General features: G+C 45.5%; 18 protein-coding genes. 10 read left to right on the plus strand and 8 right to left on the minus strand.

The window, feature by feature from the left end; all coding sequences use genetic code 11:
- Positions 1-112: 112 nt before the first annotated feature.
- Complete coding sequence (locus ITG10_RS24195; RefSeq protein ID WP_248386970.1) at positions 113-1,051, minus strand: LysR family transcriptional regulator; 939 nt, start codon at positions 1,049-1,051, stop codon at positions 113-115.
- 93 nt (positions 1,052-1,144) lie between these two features.
- Between ITG10_RS24195 and ITG10_RS24200 the strand changes: the two genes are divergently transcribed.
- Genes ITG10_RS24200 through ITG10_RS24210 form a run of 3 tightly spaced genes read left to right on the plus strand, consistent with a single transcriptional unit; the run spans position 1,145 to position 5,185 of the window.
- On the plus strand, positions 1,145-2,470 hold the full coding sequence (locus ITG10_RS24200) for a cytosine permease (protein WP_017632306.1): 1,326 nt from the start codon (positions 1,145-1,147) through the stop codon (positions 2,468-2,470).
- Between the two features lie 5 nt (positions 2,471-2,475).
- Positions 2,476-3,600 carry a DUF917 domain-containing protein gene (locus ITG10_RS24205; protein WP_017632305.1) on the plus strand — a complete coding sequence of 375 codons (1,125 nt, stop codon included), beginning with the start codon at positions 2,476-2,478 and terminating at the stop codon, positions 3,598-3,600.
- Positions 3,601-3,604: 4 nt separating this feature from the next.
- Positions 3,605-5,185 (plus strand): hydantoinase/oxoprolinase family protein, encoded by a 1,581-nt coding sequence (locus ITG10_RS24210; RefSeq protein ID WP_017632304.1) that lies wholly within the window; start codon positions 3,605-3,607, stop codon positions 5,183-5,185.
- A gap of 147 nt (positions 5,186-5,332) precedes the next feature.
- On the opposite strand, the gene torS is transcribed toward ITG10_RS24210, so the two are convergent.
- On the minus strand, positions 5,333-8,332 hold the full coding sequence (gene torS / locus ITG10_RS24215) for a TMAO reductase system sensor histidine kinase/response regulator TorS (protein WP_017632303.1): 3,000 nt from the start codon (positions 8,330-8,332) through the stop codon (positions 5,333-5,335).
- 92 nt (positions 8,333-8,424) lie between these two features.
- Here torS and torT point away from each other — a divergent pair, with 92 nt between their 5' ends.
- Entirely contained in the window at positions 8,425-9,558 is a 1,134-nt protein-coding gene (gene torT / locus ITG10_RS24220) for a TMAO reductase system periplasmic protein TorT (RefSeq protein ID WP_017632302.1), read from the plus strand.
- Between the two features lie 61 nt (positions 9,559-9,619).
- On the plus strand, positions 9,620-10,075 hold the full coding sequence (locus tag ITG10_RS24225; RefSeq protein WP_017632301.1) for a methylglyoxal synthase: 456 nt from the start codon (positions 9,620-9,622) through the stop codon (positions 10,073-10,075).
- A gap of 73 nt (positions 10,076-10,148) precedes the next feature.
- Here the strand turns inward: ITG10_RS24225 and ITG10_RS24230 are convergent, their stop codons facing one another.
- From ITG10_RS24230 to helD, 5 genes are all read right to left on the minus strand, one after another.
- Complete coding sequence (locus ITG10_RS24230) at positions 10,149-10,346, minus strand: IS3 family transposase (RefSeq protein WP_248386971.1); 198 nt, start codon at positions 10,344-10,346, stop codon at positions 10,149-10,151.
- Between the two features lie 24 nt (positions 10,347-10,370).
- Positions 10,371-10,781, minus strand: coding sequence for an IS3 family transposase (locus tag ITG10_RS24235; protein WP_248386972.1), 411 nt, complete (start codon positions 10,779-10,781; stop codon positions 10,371-10,373).
- A 206-nt stretch (positions 10,782-10,987) separates the two neighbouring features.
- Positions 10,988-11,494, minus strand: a complete 507-nt coding sequence (locus tag ITG10_RS24240; protein ID WP_248386973.1) for a helix-turn-helix domain-containing protein — start codon at positions 11,492-11,494, stop codon at positions 10,988-10,990.
- A 110-nt stretch (positions 11,495-11,604) separates the two neighbouring features.
- Entirely contained in the window at positions 11,605-11,955 is a 351-nt protein-coding gene (locus ITG10_RS24245; RefSeq protein ID WP_017629647.1) for a VOC family protein, read from the minus strand.
- 92 nt (positions 11,956-12,047) lie between these two features.
- Positions 12,048-14,123, minus strand: a complete 2,076-nt coding sequence (gene helD, locus ITG10_RS24250; RefSeq protein ID WP_017629648.1) for a DNA helicase IV — start codon at positions 14,121-14,123, stop codon at positions 12,048-12,050.
- Positions 14,124-14,300: 177 nt separating this feature from the next.
- Here helD and yccS point away from each other — a divergent pair, with 177 nt between their 5' ends.
- From yccS to ITG10_RS24275, 5 genes are all read left to right on the plus strand, one after another.
- Positions 14,301-16,484, plus strand: coding sequence for a YccS family putative transporter (gene yccS / locus ITG10_RS24255; protein ID WP_017629649.1), 2,184 nt, complete (start codon positions 14,301-14,303; stop codon positions 16,482-16,484).
- Between the two features lie 332 nt (positions 16,485-16,816).
- Positions 16,817-17,002: a hypothetical protein gene (locus ITG10_RS24260; RefSeq protein WP_017629650.1), complete on the plus strand. Its 186-nt coding sequence runs from the start codon at positions 16,817-16,819 to the stop codon at positions 17,000-17,002.
- A 121-nt stretch (positions 17,003-17,123) separates the two neighbouring features.
- Positions 17,124-17,444, plus strand: a complete 321-nt coding sequence (locus ITG10_RS24265) for a hypothetical protein (RefSeq protein WP_017629651.1) — start codon at positions 17,124-17,126, stop codon at positions 17,442-17,444.
- 185 nt (positions 17,445-17,629) lie between these two features.
- A complete protein-coding gene (locus ITG10_RS24270) occupies positions 17,630-18,892 on the plus strand; it encodes a hydroxymethylglutaryl-CoA reductase (RefSeq protein WP_026084115.1) in 1,263 nt (420 codons plus the stop codon).
- 75 nt (positions 18,893-18,967) lie between these two features.
- Complete coding sequence (locus ITG10_RS24275) at positions 18,968-19,879, plus strand: LysR family transcriptional regulator (protein ID WP_017629653.1); 912 nt, start codon at positions 18,968-18,970, stop codon at positions 19,877-19,879.
- A 58-nt stretch (positions 19,880-19,937) separates the two neighbouring features.
- Here the strand turns inward: ITG10_RS24275 and ITG10_RS24280 are convergent, their stop codons facing one another.
- Complete coding sequence (locus tag ITG10_RS24280) at positions 19,938-20,852, minus strand: YjjW family glycine radical enzyme activase (protein ID WP_026084116.1); 915 nt, start codon at positions 20,850-20,852, stop codon at positions 19,938-19,940.
- Positions 20,853-20,870: the final 18 nt, after the last annotated feature.

Genomic DNA, 20,870 nt, shown 5'->3' on the forward strand with positions numbered 1-20,870 from the left:
GCGATTAAAAACAAAAATCCTCTGTCATGGCAGAGGATTTTTTGTATATGGGGGGAAAGTATCTTAAGTGCTATTGAGAAGCGAGAAGTGCTCTTGAGAAGCGAAAAGTTCTCTAGATTGAACCCGATGGTTCCGTTTGGTGTAGCTCATCAAAAAACGCGCGAGCGGCAGGAGAAAGAGAATCCAAAGGCTGCTTCAACACCAGATAAAACTGACTTTTCAGGCTCCACTTGTCCGGTTGTAGCGCGATCAAAGCCTGGTCATAGTGACCACGGTCGATTAAGTGAGACGGCAAGAAACTCAAGTGTGTACCCGCTAAGGTGAGAATCACACCCGACTCTACATGCCAGCCATCAAAAGGCTTTACGGAATCGTACTGTTCAATATTAAGTAATCGGAACATCTCATCTTTGGCATAGCCACCCATGTTGATACGACAGCCATCAAGGGAAAAATCGTTATCCATGATCTTCTCAGCCAGATCCTTACGCGCATAGAGATAGCTGTGCTCTTCAAACAGTGGGTATTTATGTTGAAAGGCTGATTTTTGATGTGACCCGAGAACGACGATCATCATATCTATCTGGTTCTTTGCCAACTTCTCATTCAACTGAGTGAAATCACCGACATCGACACTCACTTCAACACTGTTACTGCGTTGGTAAAATGTCTCTATCGCTTTTGGAAGTGGGTTGTAGGGCAAAGTCACCGTGTTATCCAAACAGCCAATTCGCACGTGCCCAGAAAGTTCTGTTTGAACGCCTCGAAGCTTATAAGCGAAGTCGGTTAAGGTTGATTTTAGCTGGTTCGCATATTTATACACTTGCTCACCTTCATGAGTGAGCTTAAAACCGCGCCGACCACGTTGGCATAATGTTAATTCTAAGCTTTTTTCCAAGGCAATAAGTTGATTACTGAGCACAGGCTGACTAATTCCGGTGCTCGCGACTGCCTGATTGATACCTCCCTGCTCAACAATTTCACAAAAAAGTTCTAATCTTCGTAGGTCTCTTTTATCTAACTTATTGTTTGGGTTCACTTTGCCACTCACATTTGGTTCTTGATATGTTTACATCTGATTATATTCATTTATTAACAATAAATACATCAGTATGCTTTATTCACACTTATGGAATAACAATGCATGGATGGCGCTATGGCGACAGAAGCTTACATGAATAAACCCGAAGCAACACACAGCCACAAAAAGATAGATGACTTCGAACTGGAACCCGTTCCCGAGAAGGCCAAACGTTCTTGGTGGGTGATCAGCCTTATCTGGTTGGCTATCGGTATCGATATCTCTGGCTTGTTCCTTGGCTCAATTTTGAGTAGCGGGATTGGTTTTGAAGATGCGCTACTAGCGACATTTATCGGTTCAAGCTTACTCGCAGTCATCGCGATGCTGTGTGCCAACATCGGTTTTCAAGCGGGCGTTTCAACTCCACTCGTGAGTAGCGCAGTGTTTGGTCGTAACGGCGGTAAAATCCTTGGTTTCATCAACGGTATTTCGCTAGTCGGCTGGTTTGCTTTCCAAGCTGATTTCTTTGCGTTCATCATGGTGGATGCTCTCGCAAAATACGACATTGTGATTTCTCACCTAACCGCTCTGATTGGCGGCAGTGTATTAATGATGATGACAGCCATCTACGGCGTTCGTGCCTTAGGTAAACTCAGCACCTATTCAGTACCTCTGATGGTGACGCTTATTACCATTGGCTTGTTCATGGCTGCCGACTACCAAGGTGGCGCTGCTCCAACCATTGAAGATCCTCTAACACTTGGCCAAGCCATCTCTTTCGTTATGTCTATTTGGATTCTTGCAGCCGTCGCTGCACCTGATATTGCTCGCTACGCTAAGACTCGCCGTGATGCGATTCTCGGAGCAGGTATCGGCTTTCTGGTTGGTAACAGTGCCATCATTCTCATTGCATTAATCCTGACCAAAATGACAGGCACCGACGACCTAGTAGAAGTCTTCTTCACGCTTGGTTTGGGTATGGCTGCCATCATCGTACTGGTGTTTGCGCAATGGACGACCAACAGTAGTAACCTGACTTCAGGTGGCTTATGTATGTCGATGGTACTGCCTAAGATCCCTCGCCCTGTATTGGTTGTGATCATGACCATCGTCGGCATCGGTATTGCTCAACTCGGCATGGTGAACAAGTTTACTGACTTCTTAATGCTCCTCAGCGTGACCATCGCCCCTGCTGCAGGCGTCTACATCGTTCAATACTACGTCTTAGACTCTGCAAAAATGAGCTTTGAGAACATCCAACAAGTTCCAGCGTGGATGTTTAAAGGCCTCGCCTCTTGGGCGTTTGGTACTGCATTCAGCGCCTGTACCGCACCTGAATTATTCAACCTGTTTTCATTAACCAGCATCTCGGCGTTAGACGGCATTCTCGCAGCTGGTGTTATTTACCTAGCCCTAATGAAGCTTTCTCCTTCTAGTGATAAGGAATAGTAGTTGTGATTATTACTGAACAAATGATTGATGACATCGCGCTTGGTGCCACTGTATTAGGCACGGGCGGCGGTGGTGACCCATACAGCGGTGCATTGATGGCGAAAGTCGCTATCGCAACAGCAAAACAACCTGTACGCATGATTCCTCTGGAAGAAGTACAAGACGATTGGATGACAGTGCCCTCTTCAATGATTGGCGCACCAACCGTTGCAGTAGAAAAGCTCAACTCGAAAGATCAAATGCTGGTTGCATTCGAAGCGATGGAAAAGGCGCTTGGTACTGAGGTAGCGGCAACATTCCCTATCGAGGTAGGCGGTTTCAACTCGCTAATTCCAATTCTCGTTGCAGCGCAAAAGAACATCCCAGTAATCGATTGTGATGCGATGGGACGCGCGTTTCCTGAAGCGCAAATGGTGACTTTCTTCCTCGACGATTTACCTTCAGCACCCAACACATTGGCCGACGAGCGTGGCAATGTGGTGACGCTGTACCCGATAGACGGTATTTGGTCTGAAAAGTTTGCTAGGCCGATTACAGAGCAAATGGGCGGCTCGGCGGCGATGTGTGATTACCCAATGAACGGTAAGAACCTAAAGCGCAGCGCACTGCCTGCAACACTCACTCAAGCAATGAAGATCGGTGAAGCGATTAGATTAGCGAACGACAACAACCAGAGCGGCACACAGGCTGTGTTGGACATTGTTGGCGGTCACACGATCATCAGCGGCAAGATTGTTGATATTCAACGCGAAACCGATGGTGGTTTTGCAACAGGTGGTGTCGTGATCGAGAAACTGGCTCAGTTCGAAGATACCGGCGTAGATAACGTATTCGTGCAGTTCCAAAACGAATTGCTGCTGGCGCACAAAGGCACAAGCCGCGCCGACATGAATCAAGATAACCTTTTGGCTTCGACACCAGATCTTATTTCGATATTGGATCATGAAACCGGCAAACCAATCACAACCGAACAGCTTCGCTACGGACAACGCATCGATCTTATCGCCTACCCTTGTGACCCGAAATGGCGCACCGACAAAGGCATCGAAGTCGCAGGGCCAGGTTACTTTGGCTACACCGTCGAATATCAAACCATTGAACAACTAAAGTCTGCATTGAAGAGGTAGTAGCATGACAAACATTACGCTTGATTACTGCCGTTTGGGCATTGACGTTGGTGGCACCAATACCGATGGTGTGTTGCTCGACGCAGACTTGCATGTGGTTGCTAAGGTCAAAACTGCAACCACACATGATATTTCAACTGGTATCGATAACGCGATTTCTGCACTACTAAGCCAAGCGAACATTGACGGAAAACAAGTGAAGCATGCGATGCTTGGCACTACTCAATGCACTAACGCGATTGTGGAAAGAAAAGGCTTAGACAGAGTTGGCATGATTCGTTTAGCCCTTCCGAGTGGCGACAGCGTCCCGCCCCTTTGTGGTTGGAGTGAAGCGTGGCAAAACCTGCTTGGTGAACACTTCTACCAAGCACACGGCGGCTATGAATACGATGGCCAATTGATTGCTGACATTCAAGAGTCTGAGATCCGCGAGCTTTGTCAGAAAATGAAAGGCCACGTAGATTCAATTGCTATCAGCGGTGTGTTCTCACCCGTTAATGGCGACCAAGAACTGCAAGCCGCAGAGTGGATTCAGCAAGAACTTCCGGGCGTGAACCTATCGCTCTCCCATAAAGTCGGCAGTTTAGGGCTTCTGGAGCGTGAGAACGCCACAATTCTCAATGCAGCCCTACAAGGCACAGCAAAACGATTCGTCGATGGTTTCTGCAATGCGCTAATAAACCATGAGATTCACACCACACCCTACTTTGGTCAGAACGATGGAACATTAATGTCGCAGCAGTTCGCGTTGATGTACCCAATTCTTACCGTGGCTTGTGGGCCAACAAATTCTATTCGAGGTGCAAGCCATCTAACCAAGCTGAAAGACGCAATTGTAGTTGATGTAGGCGGCACTACGTCTGATATTGGTGTGCTTACCCACGGTTACCCGCGAGAGTCGAGTTTAGCGGTAGAGATTGGTGAAGTGAGAACCAACTTCCGCATGCCTGATATTTTGGCATTAGCCATTGGTGGCGGCACCAAGGTTCGTTTTGAACAACAACGTATCGAACTAGGCCCCGAAAGTGTTGGCCACACTCTCACGCAAACAGCGCGCAGCTTTGGCGGCGATGAACTCACGTTAACCGACATCGCACTCAAAACCGGTCAAATGCAGTGGCAAGCGGAACATCAATTGAGTGATGAGATTGGTATTTCGACCGAGCAAGCAAATCAGGTGTATCAACAGATGGTGACCGACGTTGAGGAAGGCATCGATAAGATGAAGACTTCCGCAGCGAGCGTACCCGTCATAATGGTTGGTGGTGGTAGTGCCCTATTCCCAGATCATTTTGAAGGTGTGAGCCAAGTAGTACGTCCTGAGCACTTTGAAGTAGCGAATGCAATTGGTGTTGCGTTGGGTGAAATATCAGGTCAGTTCGATAAGATTGTCCCGATTGATCCCGCTTCACGTGAGGAAACCTTAAAGGGCTTGGAAGAGCAATCAAAGCAACTGGCGATTGAGGCAGGTGCATGCAGCGACAACGTGGCAATTATTGAACGCAGCGAGATCCCATTAAGCTACCTACAAGGCAACATGGTTCACGTGAAGATCAAAGCAGCAGGTCACATCAAAATGGCTTGAGACAGCTCTTCTTTGGTCTGGTTTTAAATTACATCCAAGACTAAAAAAGCAGGTTATAACTTCATGGAAACACGAAGATACAACCTGCTTTTTTATTTCTAAGTTACTGTTTATTAGCTATTATTTTACTAAATATGAGCGTCTTATTTACAGTTGTTCGCGCAGAGCCGCTAGCGAGTCTTTGACCAATTCAGAGAGTGAATCGGCATGGTCACGATATTGGTTCAACGGCTCTTCACTCGCTTCAATGCTCTGGCACAAAGCAAACAAGGCAGATAAACCCAAACTTCCCGCCGAGCCTTTCAATTTATGAGCCAGCGACTTAATTTCACGAGCGTTCTCAGCTTGGTCCGCTACAACAAACTCATCGAGAGTGGCTTGGCTGCTTTGATCAAACAGACCAACGATCTGCACTATTTTCTCGTGGCCTAAAATGGCTAAGTCATCTTTAATGATTTTCGGATCAATAATCTGCACGCTCTGATCTCCTTGGTTATTTTCTGTGTCTTGATTTGCCTGTTGTGCTGTACCTCCGAGCGCCAATGCCGATAAATCTAACTCGGCATCTTGAGATTTCGAACCGACCTTACAGCAAATAGCATCCGATGGATCGGGCTGAGGCAACAATAGAGTGTGACCGTCTAATTGCTCTACAATCAACTCCGATAAGGCTTCTTTCTCTAAAGGTTTAGGTAAGAAACCATCAAAGCCCGACGACAAGTAACTTTCGACTTCTTCGTTAAACACGTGAGCCGATACAGCAATCATAGGTGGCAATTTACGTGTTGCGCCTTGTTCATGTAGGCTTGCATCGTCTTTCAACTGTTGAATCAATTCAACGCCATCGCAATCAGGTAAGTTGATGTCCACCAACGCAATATCGAACTCTTGTTCACTGAATATAGCTCGTGCTTCTTGCCCTGTTGTCGCGATGACCACATCGTGGCCTAAGTTATTCAAGAAGCCTTCCGCAACTATGCAGTTCACTGGGTTGTCTTCAATCAGAAGCACCTTAGCGCGAATGCAGGCTTCAACAATCGTAACTTTGTTTTCAATCTTCTCGCCCACTTCAAGCGGTAGTGAGAACCAAAACTGGCTGCCCTCTCCTTCTTCAGAGTGAACACCAATATCACCGTTCATGGCGTGCATCACGCTCTTACTGATCGCTAAGCCAAGCCCTGTACCACCGGTTTTGTTGCGACCGCTTTCTGTTTGGCTAAACGCATCAAACAAACATTTCTGCTCACTGATATCGATACCAACACCGGTATCTGAAACCTCGAACATCACACGATTTTCATCTTCCAGATCAAGGCTGACAAAAATATCTACAGAGCCACTTTCGGTGAATTTGATGGCGTTACCGACCAAGTTATTGAGGATCTGACTGATACGAGTGACATCCCCGCGCCAGTAACGCTGAACGTCACTCTCGATGAAGTAGTGAAAGTCGAGTTTCTTCTCGGATGCTCGCCCTTCCATCAATTGATAGGTGTCTTGAACCATTTGATGCAGGTCGAACGACGCGACACGCACTTCTAAATGCCCCGCTTCAATTTTGGAATAATCCAACACGTCGTTAAGGATCGCTAGTAGGTTCTTACCACTGCGGTTAATAATATCCGCATAGCCCGATTGCAGCTGATTCAAGCCGGTGTCTTTCAGTAATCGAGCCGTACCCAACACCCCATTCATCGGCGTTCGGATTTCGTGGCTCATGGTCGCCAAGAACGCAGACTTCGCTCGGCTTGCTTGTTCTGCAGCACTGCGCGCTTTGGCGTGGTTGGTTACTTCGACATTAAGCTTTTCATTGGTTTGTTGGAGTTGATAGGTACGCTCGGTAATCAGCTCTTCCAGTTGTTCTTTATGCTCTTCAAGCTCACGCTTGGCTTTGGCTTCACCTACCGCCACCACTTGCAGCGCTTGTGCGGTATTTCTCGCGGTAATGATCGCCTCACCCATATGAGCAATTTCATCATTACCTTTCACCGAAATATCGATGTTCAAACGCCCTTGAGCGATAGACATTAATGCGGTCGAGTATTCCGCAAGGCGTTTCACCACCGAGATATACACCACGCGCCACACGATAAACGCCACGATAATAAGGCCAATAATCGAAATCACCGACAGTGACCACTGTGCAACACTCAGCGTTGAAGTCAGCTCGTCCACCGCCTTCTTAGTGCTCAGGTTTGAATCATCGACCAATTGGTTAACAGTGGTGTTCAATTTGGAGAAAAGCTGCAGCGTATTCTGCATCAAGAATTCAGATTTCTTGGTGTTCTCATACTGCTCAAGCGAGATATCAAACACCACTTGGCGCTTGCGAAGCTCATCGAGCAACAATGACATTTGCTCTGAACGAGTCGGGTCTTCTACCGCTTTAACACGGCGATCCATGATTTTAAGGTTGGCTTCAAACTCTGATTGAATTTGATGAATGCGTTCTACGTTGGTAACGGTTTGCGTTTCTTCAATCTGGTTAAGGATTTTGAATGCAAGAAGATGAAGTTCGTGTAAGCGCTCAGAAAGGTCTAAATCGACTTCAACTAATGCATCAAGAGCTTGATAGGCTTTGTCGGTTTGTTTGGTTTCTAGCAGGTCGTAGATATGGGTTACGTTCGCAATCGCGATGGTTGCGGTGTTCAACACTTGCGTACGCGTGAGTTGTTCTAGCTCTTCAGCCAAGAACTTCATCTCTTCGACGCGTGCCGTCAGCTCTTTGTTGAGCCAAAGCTTACGTTCAACCGATACACCCAGCTCTGCCAGTGTATTGATGACACTTTCAACGTGGGTTTCAAGTTCGTGCAGCAGTTGGGAGTCAAAACTATCAACACCCAACTCTTTAATATGAGTAAGAAGAGCCTCAAGTTGGCCGAATAGCACGGTGCCCGCTTCTTTTCTCTCTTGCTCGTTTTTAGCATTGGAGAGAGTTTGAACGGAGGAAATAATGCGGTTACTGAGCTCAGAAACTTGTCGCGCTTCAATCATCGCAGGGAGCGCAGAATCTACGACGTTTCTTTCTGTTTTCGCCACAAAGCTAAATCCAGAGACACCGATCAATGCCGATACAAGAACCAAAAGCGCCATGACCAAAAACGAAGCAAGTAGCTTGCGTCCAATACTTGCTGTGGCTAACAACATATAACTTAAACCTTAAAACGATCTTCTTTACCCACCCAGAATACGCTATATTTTGTAGTGTTTCTTATCTAAAGCCAATAAAGCACCAATTCATGCTATCTAAAACGCTCGCGACAACAATCATTTCCTCTTTACTTGGCTTATTTGCGAATTCGGCCTTTGCTGCGACTTCATCAGAAGAACAAATCGCACCATTGAACTCACTGATGACGGAAAGCTCCGATGTCGTGCTCAGTTCAAAGAAAATACCCAAACCAACGGATGAAAGCCATGTTGAGTTGCTCCCTGTACCGAAGGCAGAAACCTCTGCGGGCGTAGAAAAGATCTGTGCGATCTACCCTCACCTAAAAGACTCTTACTGGCTGTCGGTAAACTACGGCATGATCTCGGAAGCGAAAAAGCAAAATGTAGAGCTTCGCGTACTAGAAGCTGGCGGTTACCCCAATATTGCAAAGCAAGCCTCTCAAATGCAGCTTTGTGTTAAATGGGGTGCAGACGCCATTATCTTAGGCACAGTATCACCGGATGCTTACTACGATACGCTAACCAACTGGGTAGGCTCTACCCCTATGTTTGCAACGGTTAACGAACTGACCTTAAGTGAAAAACAACAAAAAGTACTAAAAGGCGTGGTGGGTGTCGATTGGTACCAAATGGGCTATGACTCAGGAAAATTCCTAAGCGAGTTACACCCTAAAGGAACCGGTAAAACAGACGTTGCTTTGCTATTAGGCCCTCAAGCAAGTGGTGGCACCAAACCAGTCGCACTTGGCTTCTACGACGCAATAAAATCGAGTGATATTAATATTGCTGTAAGTTACTGGGCGGATAATGACAAAGAGTTGCAAAGAAACTTAGTCCAACAGGTGATTGAACAGCCTGAAATCAAATACATCGTTGGCAGTGCGGTCGCGATTGAAGCGGCGATCAGTGAGCTTAGAGCTGCTGATAAATCAAATGAGATTGGATTGGTTTCAGCTTATCTCAGCCATGGTGTGTACCGCGGGTTGCTTCGCCATAAAGTACTGTTTTCACCAACAGACAAGATGGTTGAACAAGGACGCTTATCCGTAGAGCAAGCCACGAATTACTTACGCTCAAAGCCATACGATAAACATGCAGCGCCAGAAATTGAAATTCTGACGCCATCAACACTAAAAGATCAGGTTATTGCCGACTCGCTCTCACCTTCTGAGTTTCGACCTGTATTCAGTGTTCAACCTTAGTGATATATTCGAGAAAGAATTTAGAACAATAAGAATTAGACCAATAATTTAGGGAACATTCATGCAAAAAACAACACGTACAATGCCAACGCATAAGCATATCGCTTTAGTTGCTCACGACCACTTCAAGCCTGAGCTACTAAGATGGGTAAAAGAAAATAAAGAAAAGCTACAAAGCCACTTTCTTTATGCGACAGGCACAACGGGTTCTCTACTAAGCAAAGAGACAGGCTTAGCAATCAAGAGCATGATCAGTGGCCCTATGGGCGGCGACCAACAACTTGGTGCACTTATCTCTGAAGGAAAAATCGATATGCTGATTTTCTTCTGGGATCCACTAAATGCCGTTCCACACGACCCAGATGTGAAAGCATTGCTTCGTATTGCTAGTGTTTGGAACATTCCAGTAGCAACCAACCGCGCTACTGCAAACTTCTTGTTTAACTCTTCATTGCTTGAAGAAGAAGTGATCATCGAGATCCCAGATTACGAAGCGTACCTAGCTGAGCGTACTTAACGTTTACGTTCAATACGTTACATACTAAAAAGCCTGCTTAATTGAAGTGACCCCGTAAAGTTGGACATTTCTGTTAAGCGGCTTTCAAGGCCTGAGTTCGATATTCCATCGGAGTCAGGCCTTTTAGTTTCACTTTTATACGTTTGGTATTGTAGTACTCGATGTATTCTTTAATTTGCTCTATCAGAGCATCTGCATCTTCAAAGCTTTGGTTGTGATACATCTCTGTTTTGAGTAAAGCAAAAAAGTTTTCAGCAACAGCATTATCCAAGCAGTTACCTTTTCTCGACATGCTTTACGTTAACCCACTCTCCGCTACCTTTTTCTGATAGTGTCGATGACGATATTGCCAACCTTGATCGCTATGTATAATTGGCTTTGAGTTGGGTTTAAGCGTAGATATAGCCTCCGTCAGCATATCCGTGACAAGCGGCAAACAAGCATTTTTGGCCACTCTATAAGCAACCACTTCCTGAGTAAACAAGTCGACAACGGGAGACAAGTATACTTTCTGCTCTTTGACTTTGAACTCCGTGACATCAGTTACCCATTTTTCATCGGGTTGAGTCGCACTAAAATCTCTTTCAAGCACGTTAGGAGCAGTTGTTCCAGACTCACCTCGGTATGAACGATACTTTTTAATCCTGACCGTCGATTTAAGGTTGAGCTGAGCCATAAGCCTTTGAACCGTTTTATGATTGAGCACGAACCCCTGATTTTTAATTCCAAGTGAATACGGCGGTAGCCGTATCGGCCTTACTTATGTTCATGATAAATTGACTTTATCAACTGCAGCTCGGTTCGTAGCTATTTGGGCGCTTGCTTGTTTGAGCCTGATAATAAAAGACACTTTTGCCAGCTGTAGAGTGTGCAGTAAGTGCTTCAACGGGTACTGGCCTTTAAGAGTTAGAGCTATGACCGCTTTTCTTTGTTCGACGGTTTTTCCTGCTCCAACTCTTCCAACTTTTTTAGAACGGCATTCTCGGTTCGTAAGTAGACCAACTCCTCTTTTAGCTCCTCAAGTGTCATTTCATTATCAGGCTTAGTAGTACGTTGAGGTTGCTGTTTCATTGAGGGTTTTCCTTTCTGGCGCATTTTGAGCCCCTTGATACCGAGCTCATTAAATCGTTTGAGCCAGACAGAGAGTATCCCAGGGGATGAGAGGTTTAATACTGCGCTAGTGTGCGTGAGAGACCATTCATTCGTCCACATTAAATTCAATGCTTTTCGTTTTGTCTGAGCAGTAGCAGCATGCTTAGTTGGTAAAAATGAAGCAGTGCCGTGGATGGCAAACACTTGAGCCCAATACCGAACCTGTCTTGACGAAATTGAATATTGTTTGGCTAAGTAGAGAGATGACGTGCCATCTAAGTATTGCTTAGCAATGATACATTTTAGCTCTCGGCTATATTTAGACATAAAAAGACCCCCAATAATTGGTGTCCAACTATTGGGGGTCAGTTCAAATCGCAGGCTTTTGCTTATCTGAATATATTTTTTTATCTGAATATAGAAGTGTTGAGTAGAGGCTATTTGTCACTCCACACTGCCATTTCGTTGCCGCTGGGCTCTCGAAAGTGGAAGCGTCGACCACCGGGAAAACTGAATATCTCGCGGTTTACTTCTCCACCAGCCTCAATCACATCTCGCTCGGTCTGCTCAAGGTCTTCGCTATAGAAAACCATCAGCGCTGCACCCTTGTCTGCATTAGAGGCTAGATCCGCCAAGTAGAACCCGCCCATTAAGCCTTTACCTTCAAAAGCAGAATACTCAGGCCCGTAATCTTCAAATTTCCAACCGAACACTTGGCTGAAAAACGCCTTAGTTGCCGCGATGTCACGTGCTGCAAATTCAATGTAGTTGATTGAGCCATGTTCCATATCTGCTTCCTTTTGCTTTCGAACTTCAACCTAATGAGAATCAGGCAAAAGAGGCCTGAAAATCTAATCTTAGACGATCACCTCACGTGACATCATTTTTTACGAACCACCGGGTAATCTGAACCATGCAGCTCTTGAACGAAACCAGACCCATCTCCGCTGTGCGTGATCCATACCTTCTCTTTCGCACGAGTCATTGCCACGTAGAAAAGGCGACGCTCTTCAGCATAAGGGAATACGTCTGACGATTCCGTTAACGCACCATCAATATGCAGCTGCTTCTTCTTCGCTGGGAACTGCCCTTCATCAACACAGAGGATAATCACAAAGTCGGCTTCTTTACCCTTACTGGCGTGACAAGTCATGAAGCTGATATCAACAGAGGTAAAGATCTTCTTCCAGTCTTCCAACAACTCTGGTTTGTGGTAATGGTTACGACCAAGCAACAACACAGACTTATTAGTTTTACCTTTCGATTGACGGTTCAATTGGTCGAGGATTTTCTCAACTTCTTTACTTGGCGCACTGTACACCGACTTTTGCTTCTGTTGTTTGAAACTATTCAATTCTTTCGGCAATTGAATCGGGTTTTCTTGTACGAAGCGATTAGCAACCGCACCTAACTGATTGTTAAATCGGTAAGTGGTATCTAGGTGGTGAATCGTCGAACTCTCGAAACGATCTTTAAATCCAGTCGTGAGATCGACATCAGCGCCTGCAAATTGGTAGATTGACTGCCAGTCATCACCCACCGCAAAGATAGAGGCTTGGTGCTGAGCTTTCGACTGATTACAAAGCGCTTCAACCAAAGCAAGACGATCTGGCGAGATATCTTGATACTCATCGATCATGATGAACTTCCAAGGCGAGATAAACTTACCCTTTTCGACGTATTGGGTCGCACGGCTGATCATGGTCGAGAAGTCGATGTGGTTCTCTTCTTTCAGCGCTTTCTGCCATGCCGTCACACAAGGCCAACACAGAGATAGTTCACTGTTAAGGCGCGTGTAATCTCGGTGATCGATAAGCTGCTGCTGAACTTCTTTCTTAGTTAGGCCTGATGCATTCAGCTGTTCAAGTTGCTTCTCTAGCCAGCCAATCAATTTAAGGTTTGAAACATGGCTGCCAAGTTCATCATCACCCGTTAGGTAAGCAATAGGCCATTTAGATAAGTGTTTTTGCCAGCGCTTGAAGTTGGTTGGCGTCATCCAGTGCTTCTTCAACCAATCAATGCACCAAGCTTGGCGTTGATTGTCATCCAAGGCTAATGGAGAGATCACAACACGCTCGGTTTCAACCTGATTCAGGATTTTCAAACCTAATTGGTGAAAAGTACTCACTTGTACCTTCTCGGCGGACAAGCCAATTTTGCTATCCAAACGCTGCTTCATCTCTTCTGCGGCTTCACGGCCAAATGCGAGCAGTAGAAGCTCTTCAGCTTGCGCCTGATGGCTTTGCAGAAGATAAGCGACACGAGCGGTAAGAACACTGGTTTTACCCGAGCCAGCACCTGCAAGAATCAGGTTATGGTCATCGTTCATCAAAACCGCGTATTGCTGCGACAAGTTCAAAGGAGACGACTCACACTGAGCAAACAACACTTCCCAGTTCTTCCTTTCTGTCTCTAGCCATTGCTGGTTTCGATCCGCTTGTTTGATCTCGGTTTCAGATAGCCAAGGCTGCATTCGCGCGATGCGATTCGGCATGCGCTGCGCGGCTTCTTCTAAAGTCATGGTCATGCTTTCTAAACCAGCGTTGACCATGTCGACCCAAGTGTTGACTTTAGAATGAGGTAAGAAGGCAGGAAGCTGCTCTAGACGCGTTAATTCAGCTTCCCATTTAGGAACGTGCTCAGCCAACTGTTCACACTGTGTGTCGTGCCATTTTTGATAAGCGGCAACCGATGTGCGTGCAAACTGACGACATTGATCCCATGGCAAACCTTGAACTAACCAACTGCGCTGTTTACCGTCTTGTTGGTTAGCAAAAAACTGTAACGATCCCCAAAACAATCCGCGCTTTATCGCGATCTTGCCACTCCAAATAGTAAACGGGATACGTTCTTCACTGCCTACTGAAGATAACAGCAGACGTGAACCATCAAGTTCAACCTGATGATATTCATTTTGAATAAAAAACTGTGCAGTCTTGTTAGCGCTTAGCTGCATTGGAGTGTGCTCTTAATTAGGAATATTGAATTTATATCATGATGCAATGAGAATTAATAATATCTCATATCTTATCGACGCTTTCATGACCACCTACGGGCAATTATGGATAAGTATCAAATTCTTGTGCTTGATTTCTGTTAGGATTATGGTTTTTAGTGTGTCAAGTGAGCGACTGTGGACTTTTCAGCCAAATTACGCCTCTATTGGGCGAATAAAACCATAAATTACAGCGTATTAATTCTCATCACTCTGCTCGGTGTTGTCGTTCCTGCTTGGTATTATGGGCAAAACACACTCATCACTCCATTGATCTTAGGTGTCATCGCCGCTGCACTAGCAGAAAGTGATGACAGCTTTACGGGACGCTTGAAAGCGCTTACCCTGACCTTTATCTGTTTTGCGATCGCCGCCTTTTCTATTGAACTGCTGTTCGACACACCTTGGCTATTCGCATTAGGGCTTTTCGCATCCACATTCTCGTTCATCATGCTCGGCGCAATTGGGCCGAAATACGCCAGTATCGCCTTTGGTTCTCTGCTGGTTGCTATCTACACCATGCTCGGCGCTCATGAGAGCATCAACTTATGGTTCCAACCTTTATTGCTCTTAACAGGCGCGGCTTGGTACTACTTCATGTCGATGATCTGGCAGATTGTGTGGCCGATGCAACCCGTCCAGCAGAACCTTGCTAACGTGTTTGATCAGATTGGCACCTACATGGGATCCAAGGCTGAGCTATTCTACCCAGTGTCTGATCTTATCCCTCAGCCACACCGCATTATTGAAGCGAAATTAAATGCGAGTACCGTCAATGCACTCAACATGTGTAAAGCAACCCTGCTTAACCGCTCTAAACGCGGACACATTGACGGACCCAGTGACCGATTCCTAAATACTTACTTCATCGCGCAAGACATTCACGAGCGTGTAAGTTCGACCCACTATCGCTATCAAGAACTTGCCAAACACTTTGAGCGCTCTGATGTGCTGTTCCGTTTTAAATATCTGCTGGAAGCGCAAGCAACTGCGTGTAAAGAAGTGGCGAGCTCACTGAAGGTTGGCGCAGAATATCAACATGGCGATAAATCGGTATTGGCGCTTGATGAACTGATGTCTTCACTTAATCATCTGCATCAGCAAAACAAACCCGAGTGGAAGCCATTGCTGAGCCAATTAGATTACCTGTTCAATAACCTTGCAACGGTTGAAAAGCAGCTGTCGAACATCAGTAATCCAGATGCAGAGAAGTTAGAAGAAGATGTGTTAGACGATACCAATCCGCACACCTTGACTGCGATGTGGCAAAAGATAAAAGCCAACTTACATACAGACTCTATGCTGTTTCGTCACGCGATTCGTATGGCGATCACACTGACTCTCGGTTACGGCATTATTCAAGGTTTTGACATTGAACGCGGCTACTGGATTCTACTGACAACGCTATTTGTGTGTCAGCCAAACTACAGTGCTACTCGCCAAAAGCTGACTGCGCGTGTCATAGGCACCGTTGCAGGCTTATTAATTGGCGTTCCGCTACTGACCTTCTTCCCTTCTCAAGAGAGCCAGTTGGTGTTCATTGTGATCAGTGGCGTGATGTTCTTTGCGTTCCGTATCAACAATTACGGATTCGCAACTGGCTTTATCACCCTGTTGGTACTGTTCTGTTTTAACCAACTTGGCGAAGGCTACGCCGTGGTGTTACCAAGACTGGCTGATACCTTCATAGGCTGTGCCCTGGCTGTATTGGCAGTCGTTTATGTGTTGCCTGACTGGCAATCAAAACGACTGCACAAGGTGATGGCTGATGCTCTTGATTCCAATAAGAACTACCTCGCGCAGATCATTGGCCAATATCGTGTAGGTAAAAAAGACACGCTGAATTACCGCATAGCTCGCCGCAGCGCGCACAATAACGATGCGAACCTGACTAGCGCTATCAGTAGCATGTTGGTTGAGCCTGGCAAATATCGTACTTCTGAAGATGAGAGCTTTCGCTTTCTGACGCTGAATCACGCTCTACTCAGCTATATTTCGGCACTGGGCGCGCACAGAACGCGTATTGACGACGAATCCACACACAAGCTCGTTCTGGATGCACACCGTGTGATACACGAGCACCTCGATGCTCTGAATGACCAACTCTATTCACATCGTGAACAGTGTGAGGTTAAAAATGCATACGACCCTGAACTTGATAAACGTCTAAGTGAGTGGCGAGAAGAAGATGAAAGCTCTGTCAGAATGGTCTTACAACAGCTCCATTTGATTTATCGAATGCTTCCAGAACTGCATACGCTAGCGACCAAGTTTGCGGTTAAGGTGAAGATTGATAAACCGCTCGATAAAGCTGATTCTTAATAGACAAACAAAATACTGTAAAAACAAAAAGATAGCATTAATCGCACATCTTTTGATCATTTGTTACAGTTATATGTTGCTCTACCAATACCTCTAATTGAGTAGAGCAACTGCTTACCTACCCTTACCCCATAAGGGTTAAGACGATTTTTACATTGTAGGAATTTTCTGACTTTGATTGACCAAGCCTTAACTTTGCCTAACATTTCTCGGACAAAAAACGACCAGAGGAATTTATAGTTGTCTTAGTTCTAGGAAATTACAAATTTCGTTTGATATTCACTTAATCTTGTTTGATTTTCTGTACCAGTAGTCTATGCTCAATTGAGCATATGGATTTGCACCAAGGTCACATTATGAATACACAACAATTTGAAGCATTCAAACAACAGATTCAGCTTCTTAGCCCACAGCAATTAAAAGCGTTGCAAGGCGAGATTGACGGTAATCTTGAAACGGAACAACAAACTCTTCTTACCGATGAAGAGCTAAATGCGTTGAACGACCTGTTCAGTTAATAGACAGACGTCACTATTTTAGTTTAAGTACACTGTTTCACTGTAAATTTTACCCCTTCACCATTGCGCTCAAAATATCGTCCACCTAGACTTATTCAACACGTCAATTAAAGGTTCTGCTATGTCGATATATGGTATTCAATCTGGTTACGCCATTATTCAGCAGTCAAACAACATGGCTGAAGAAGCCGCGCTCGAACTCAATCAAGCCTCTAAACATACTCCAGAATCCGATGATGCTTTCAAAGGCAGTGATCTCAGCTTCAACCAAGTAGAGCCTGAACAATCCATTTCGTTTAAAGACAAAGATCCAGAACCTGTTTCATCATCAACCGATTCACTATTGAAGCTAACCCAAAGCGCCAGTTATAACCGTGTGGGTGCGAGTGTAGTTGATCGTCAAAACGAAGCGATCGGCAGTCTTCTAGACATCCATATCTAAGCTAGACTTACTGTTCGCACTTATTTTCAACGTTCTAAATCGTCTTGATTCAACCACTTTGGACGCTTTTTGACGCAATAAGCACACAAACTGTAACTCATTATATCTGACGCTTGTTTCTGGTTTATTACTCGGTAGAATCAGCGCAAACCAATTTGCTGCACAAACTTTACTTCATACTATTTATGCCAAAACTAAATCTGCATCGCCGTGACTATGTTTCTATTTTAGGAGGCGACATCTCCGCAGACGAATTAGAAAAAAAGCTTCAACCTCACTTTGAAAAGCCAGTAAACAAGCTGACACCTAGCCCCTACCTGACAGAAAAGAATCTCACACGCCGTTGGACTGCTCTCGATAATGCAGAGTCGCAAAAAGAGCTGCTCGACTCCCATACCGAAAGTCAGATTCAAGCTTATGAGAAAAACATCGAACACTTCATTGGAACAGTGAAAGTGCCTGTCGGTGTCTCTGGCCCGCTAAGAGTCAATGGCCTGTTTGCTGAGGGGGATTACTTGGTACCACTCGCAACCACAGAGGCAGCGCTTGTCGCGTCTTACAACCGTGGTTCAAAGCTAATTACAGCTTGTGGTGGCGCAAGTGCGATGTTGCTCAATGAAGGCGTAACACGTACTCCCGGTTTTGCATTCCAAGGTTTAGTAGAAGCAGGACAGTTTGTGGCTTGGGCAGTAACCCAATATGGGCAATTTAAAGCGTTAGCTGAATCAACTACATCACATGGCAAGCTTACCGACATCAATATCAACATCGAAGGCAACCATGTCTACTTGGTGTTTGAGTTTCTAACTGGAGACGCTTCTGGTCAGAACATGGTAACCATCGCAACTAATGCCGTGTTTGAATACATCATTGAGAATACACCAGTTAAGCCTGACCATGCTTTCCTTGATGGCAACTTATCGGGCGACAAAAAAGCCAATACCCAAACCTTACGCAGTGTTCGTGGTAAAAAGGTCACTGCAGAAGTAAACATTCCTGCAGAGCTTGTTGCAAAGTACTTGCACACCACACCTGAGAAGATGGTGCAGTTTGGCCAGATGACAACCGTTGGTGGCGCTCTGAGCGGTACGATTGGTATCAATGCCCACTACGCGAATGCACTTGCTGCTCTTTACATTGCTTGCGGCCAAGACGCGGCGTGTGTGGCTGAGTCTGCGATTGGTATGACACGTATGGAACTGAACAAAGAAGGCGGTTTGTACGCGAGCGTAACCTTACCTAACCTGATGCTAGGGACTGTCGGTGGCGGTACTGGGTTGCCAAGCCAAAAAGCGTGTCTCGATTTGTTAGGGCTGCACGGCAACGGTAAATCACAAGCCTTAGCCGAAGTCTGTGCTGCGCTGTGTTTAGCGGGCGAGTTATCGATTGTCGGCGCATTCTGTGCAGGCCACTTTTCACGAGCTCACCATAAGTTGGCTCGTAAATAACCTTAATCCAATTTGGCTTGTTCGGTTTTGTCGTTCATGCGAAATCACAAGCCAATCTGAATACGTGAGTCACACATGGATTACTTACACTTATCGAGAGTGAGCCTTAAGCACCTCACTGTGCTGCATATTATGCTGAACACCCACAGCGTGACTCAAACGTCTGAGCAACTTTGTGTGAGCCCTTCGAGTGTCAGTAAAACACTCTCGCAACTGCGTGACATCCTTAACGATGAACTCTTCTATCGAGACGGCACTAAGCTAATCCCAACACCTTTTGCCTTAAAGATAGCCCCAACCGTTCACGCCATTCTCTCCAGCATGAATGGACTCCTTCATCAAAAGAGTTTTACTCCAGAGAAGTACCAAGGCAGCTTTTCGCTCTCGATGCGTGAAAGCACCTTTGAAGTGTTCGCCTCAAAGATCAGCAAAATCACCACAAAACTTGCGCCTAAAGCGAAACTCAATATCTATTCAAAGCAGCAACTTGGTTTCGATGCTTTGCTTAGCGGCAAGGTGAATTTGATCTTGTTGCCTCACGATATATCCCAACCACCAACCGATAACAAAGAGTTGGTTTGGGAAACCATTCTTCCCGATGAGATGGTGTGTTTGATGGGTGCTCACCACCCCCTCGCACAGCAAGAGCTGACGGTTGAGGGCTATTTAGATTACAAGCACATTGGTATTTTAGATAATGAACTGTCTCAGCCTTACTTTGAGCAAAACTTAGTTCAATGCCACCAGCCGAGAGAAATGGCGATATCGGTAGCGGACTTTGGTGCTGCAGCCGTACTTTGTCATCACACGCCTTTCTTGTTCACCTGTTCGAAGCAATGGGCTGAGCATGCAAAACAAGCACAAGGTTTGGTGAGTAAGCCACTTCCCTTCGATTACGGTAAAGTGGCGTACAGCCTAGTATGGAACAAACCAAACATGAATGATCAAGCGATCAAATGGCTATGTGACTTGTTCTTAGAAGCTTAATCCTTTTAAAGACTTAACACTCTTAGAAGCCTGACTGAGCGTCTAAACCACTTAAAAGCTAGGTATAAACCTCTGGCGTTTGCATCGGCCTTTGAACTATCGCGTAGAGCTTGTCGTGAAAGCTCTGCATTTGTTGCTCTGTACATTTAGGCCACTCTAGCGCTTCGCCGATCACGCCGTGATGTTGAAAAGCATTAAGTCGAATCCGAACACCGCTTGGCAATCCATTTAAGTAATAGCCAACTTGCTCTATCTCGTCCTCAAGATCGCTTTTATTTGGAATATGCAGTAACCGAACTTCATGTAACTTACCTTTATCAGCCAAATAGTTAATGGTTTCAATCACTCGATGATTGCCTCTGCCGACTAACCATTGGTGTGTTTCTGATTGCCACGATTTTAAGTCAATCATCGCGCCATCAAGGTAAGGCAATACTCGCTCCCAGCCTTGTTTAGACAGCGAGCCATTACTGTCAATAAAACACGTCAAATGTGCCAACTGCGCGTCGCTTTTGATTGCTTGAAACAGTTCAATGATAAACGGCAGTTGCATGGTTGCTTCACCTCCCGAAATGGTAATACCGCTCAGAAAGAACTGATTATGCCTAACGAGTTCAAGTACTTCCGAGACCATCATCGATGTGATTTTCGGGCTCGATTTATGGTTACAGATGTCAATGCACTGATCGCAGTTAGTGCAAGCCGCCGAATCCCACTTCACTTTGCCATCAACGGTGCTCAACGCACCGCTTGGACACCCGCTGACGCAGTCTCCGCAGTGGTTACAGTGATTAATGGTGTGTGGGTTGTGACAGGTTATACAATCGAAATTACACCCTTGTAGAAACAGCACTAGGCGATTTCCCGGTCCATCAACACAAGAAAAGGTCAGCACACGGCTGACCTTCGCTTGTTTTTCTGTCTTATTGTTATTAACCCTAGCCATTTGAGTTGTTAGATCAGAAATTTTCATAATTAATGTGATTCGATT

The organism is Vibrio sp. ED004 (assembly GCF_023206395.1).
Lineage (GTDB): Bacteria > Pseudomonadota > Gammaproteobacteria > Enterobacterales > Vibrionaceae > Vibrio.

What these genes read in the sequence shown, in the direction of transcription:
- ITG10_RS24200 (WP_017632306.1), top strand. Translation starts at nt 1,145, where the DNA reads ATGGATGGCGCTATGGCGACAGAAGCTTACATGAATAAACCCGAAGCA.
- ITG10_RS24210 (WP_017632304.1), top strand. Translation starts at nt 3,605, where the DNA reads ATGACAAACATTACGCTTGATTACTGCCGTTTGGGCATTGACGTTGGT.
- torS (WP_017632303.1), bottom strand. Translation starts at nt 8,332, where the DNA reads ATGTTGTTAGCCACAGCAAGTATTGGACGCAAGCTACTTGCTTCGTTT.
- torT (WP_017632302.1), top strand. Translation starts at nt 8,425, where the DNA reads ATGCTATCTAAAACGCTCGCGACAACAATCATTTCCTCTTTACTTGGC.
- ITG10_RS24225 (WP_017632301.1), top strand. Translation starts at nt 9,620, where the DNA reads ATGCAAAAAACAACACGTACAATGCCAACGCATAAGCATATCGCTTTA.
- ITG10_RS24240 (WP_248386973.1), bottom strand. Translation starts at nt 11,494, where the DNA reads ATGTCTAAATATAGCCGAGAGCTAAAATGTATCATTGCTAAGCAATAC.
- ITG10_RS24245 (WP_017629647.1), bottom strand. Translation starts at nt 11,955, where the DNA reads ATGGAACATGGCTCAATCAACTACATTGAATTTGCAGCACGTGACATC.
- helD (WP_017629648.1), bottom strand. Translation starts at nt 14,123, where the DNA reads ATGCAGCTAAGCGCTAACAAGACTGCACAGTTTTTTATTCAAAATGAA.
- ITG10_RS24260 (WP_017629650.1), top strand. Translation starts at nt 16,817, where the DNA reads ATGGATTTGCACCAAGGTCACATTATGAATACACAACAATTTGAAGCA.
- ITG10_RS24265 (WP_017629651.1), top strand. Translation starts at nt 17,124, where the DNA reads ATGTCGATATATGGTATTCAATCTGGTTACGCCATTATTCAGCAGTCA.
- ITG10_RS24270 (WP_026084115.1), top strand. Translation starts at nt 17,630, where the DNA reads ATGCCAAAACTAAATCTGCATCGCCGTGACTATGTTTCTATTTTAGGA.
- ITG10_RS24275 (WP_017629653.1), top strand. Translation starts at nt 18,968, where the DNA reads ATGGATTACTTACACTTATCGAGAGTGAGCCTTAAGCACCTCACTGTG.
- ITG10_RS24280 (WP_026084116.1), bottom strand. Translation starts at nt 20,852, where the DNA reads ATGAAAATTTCTGATCTAACAACTCAAATGGCTAGGGTTAATAACAAT.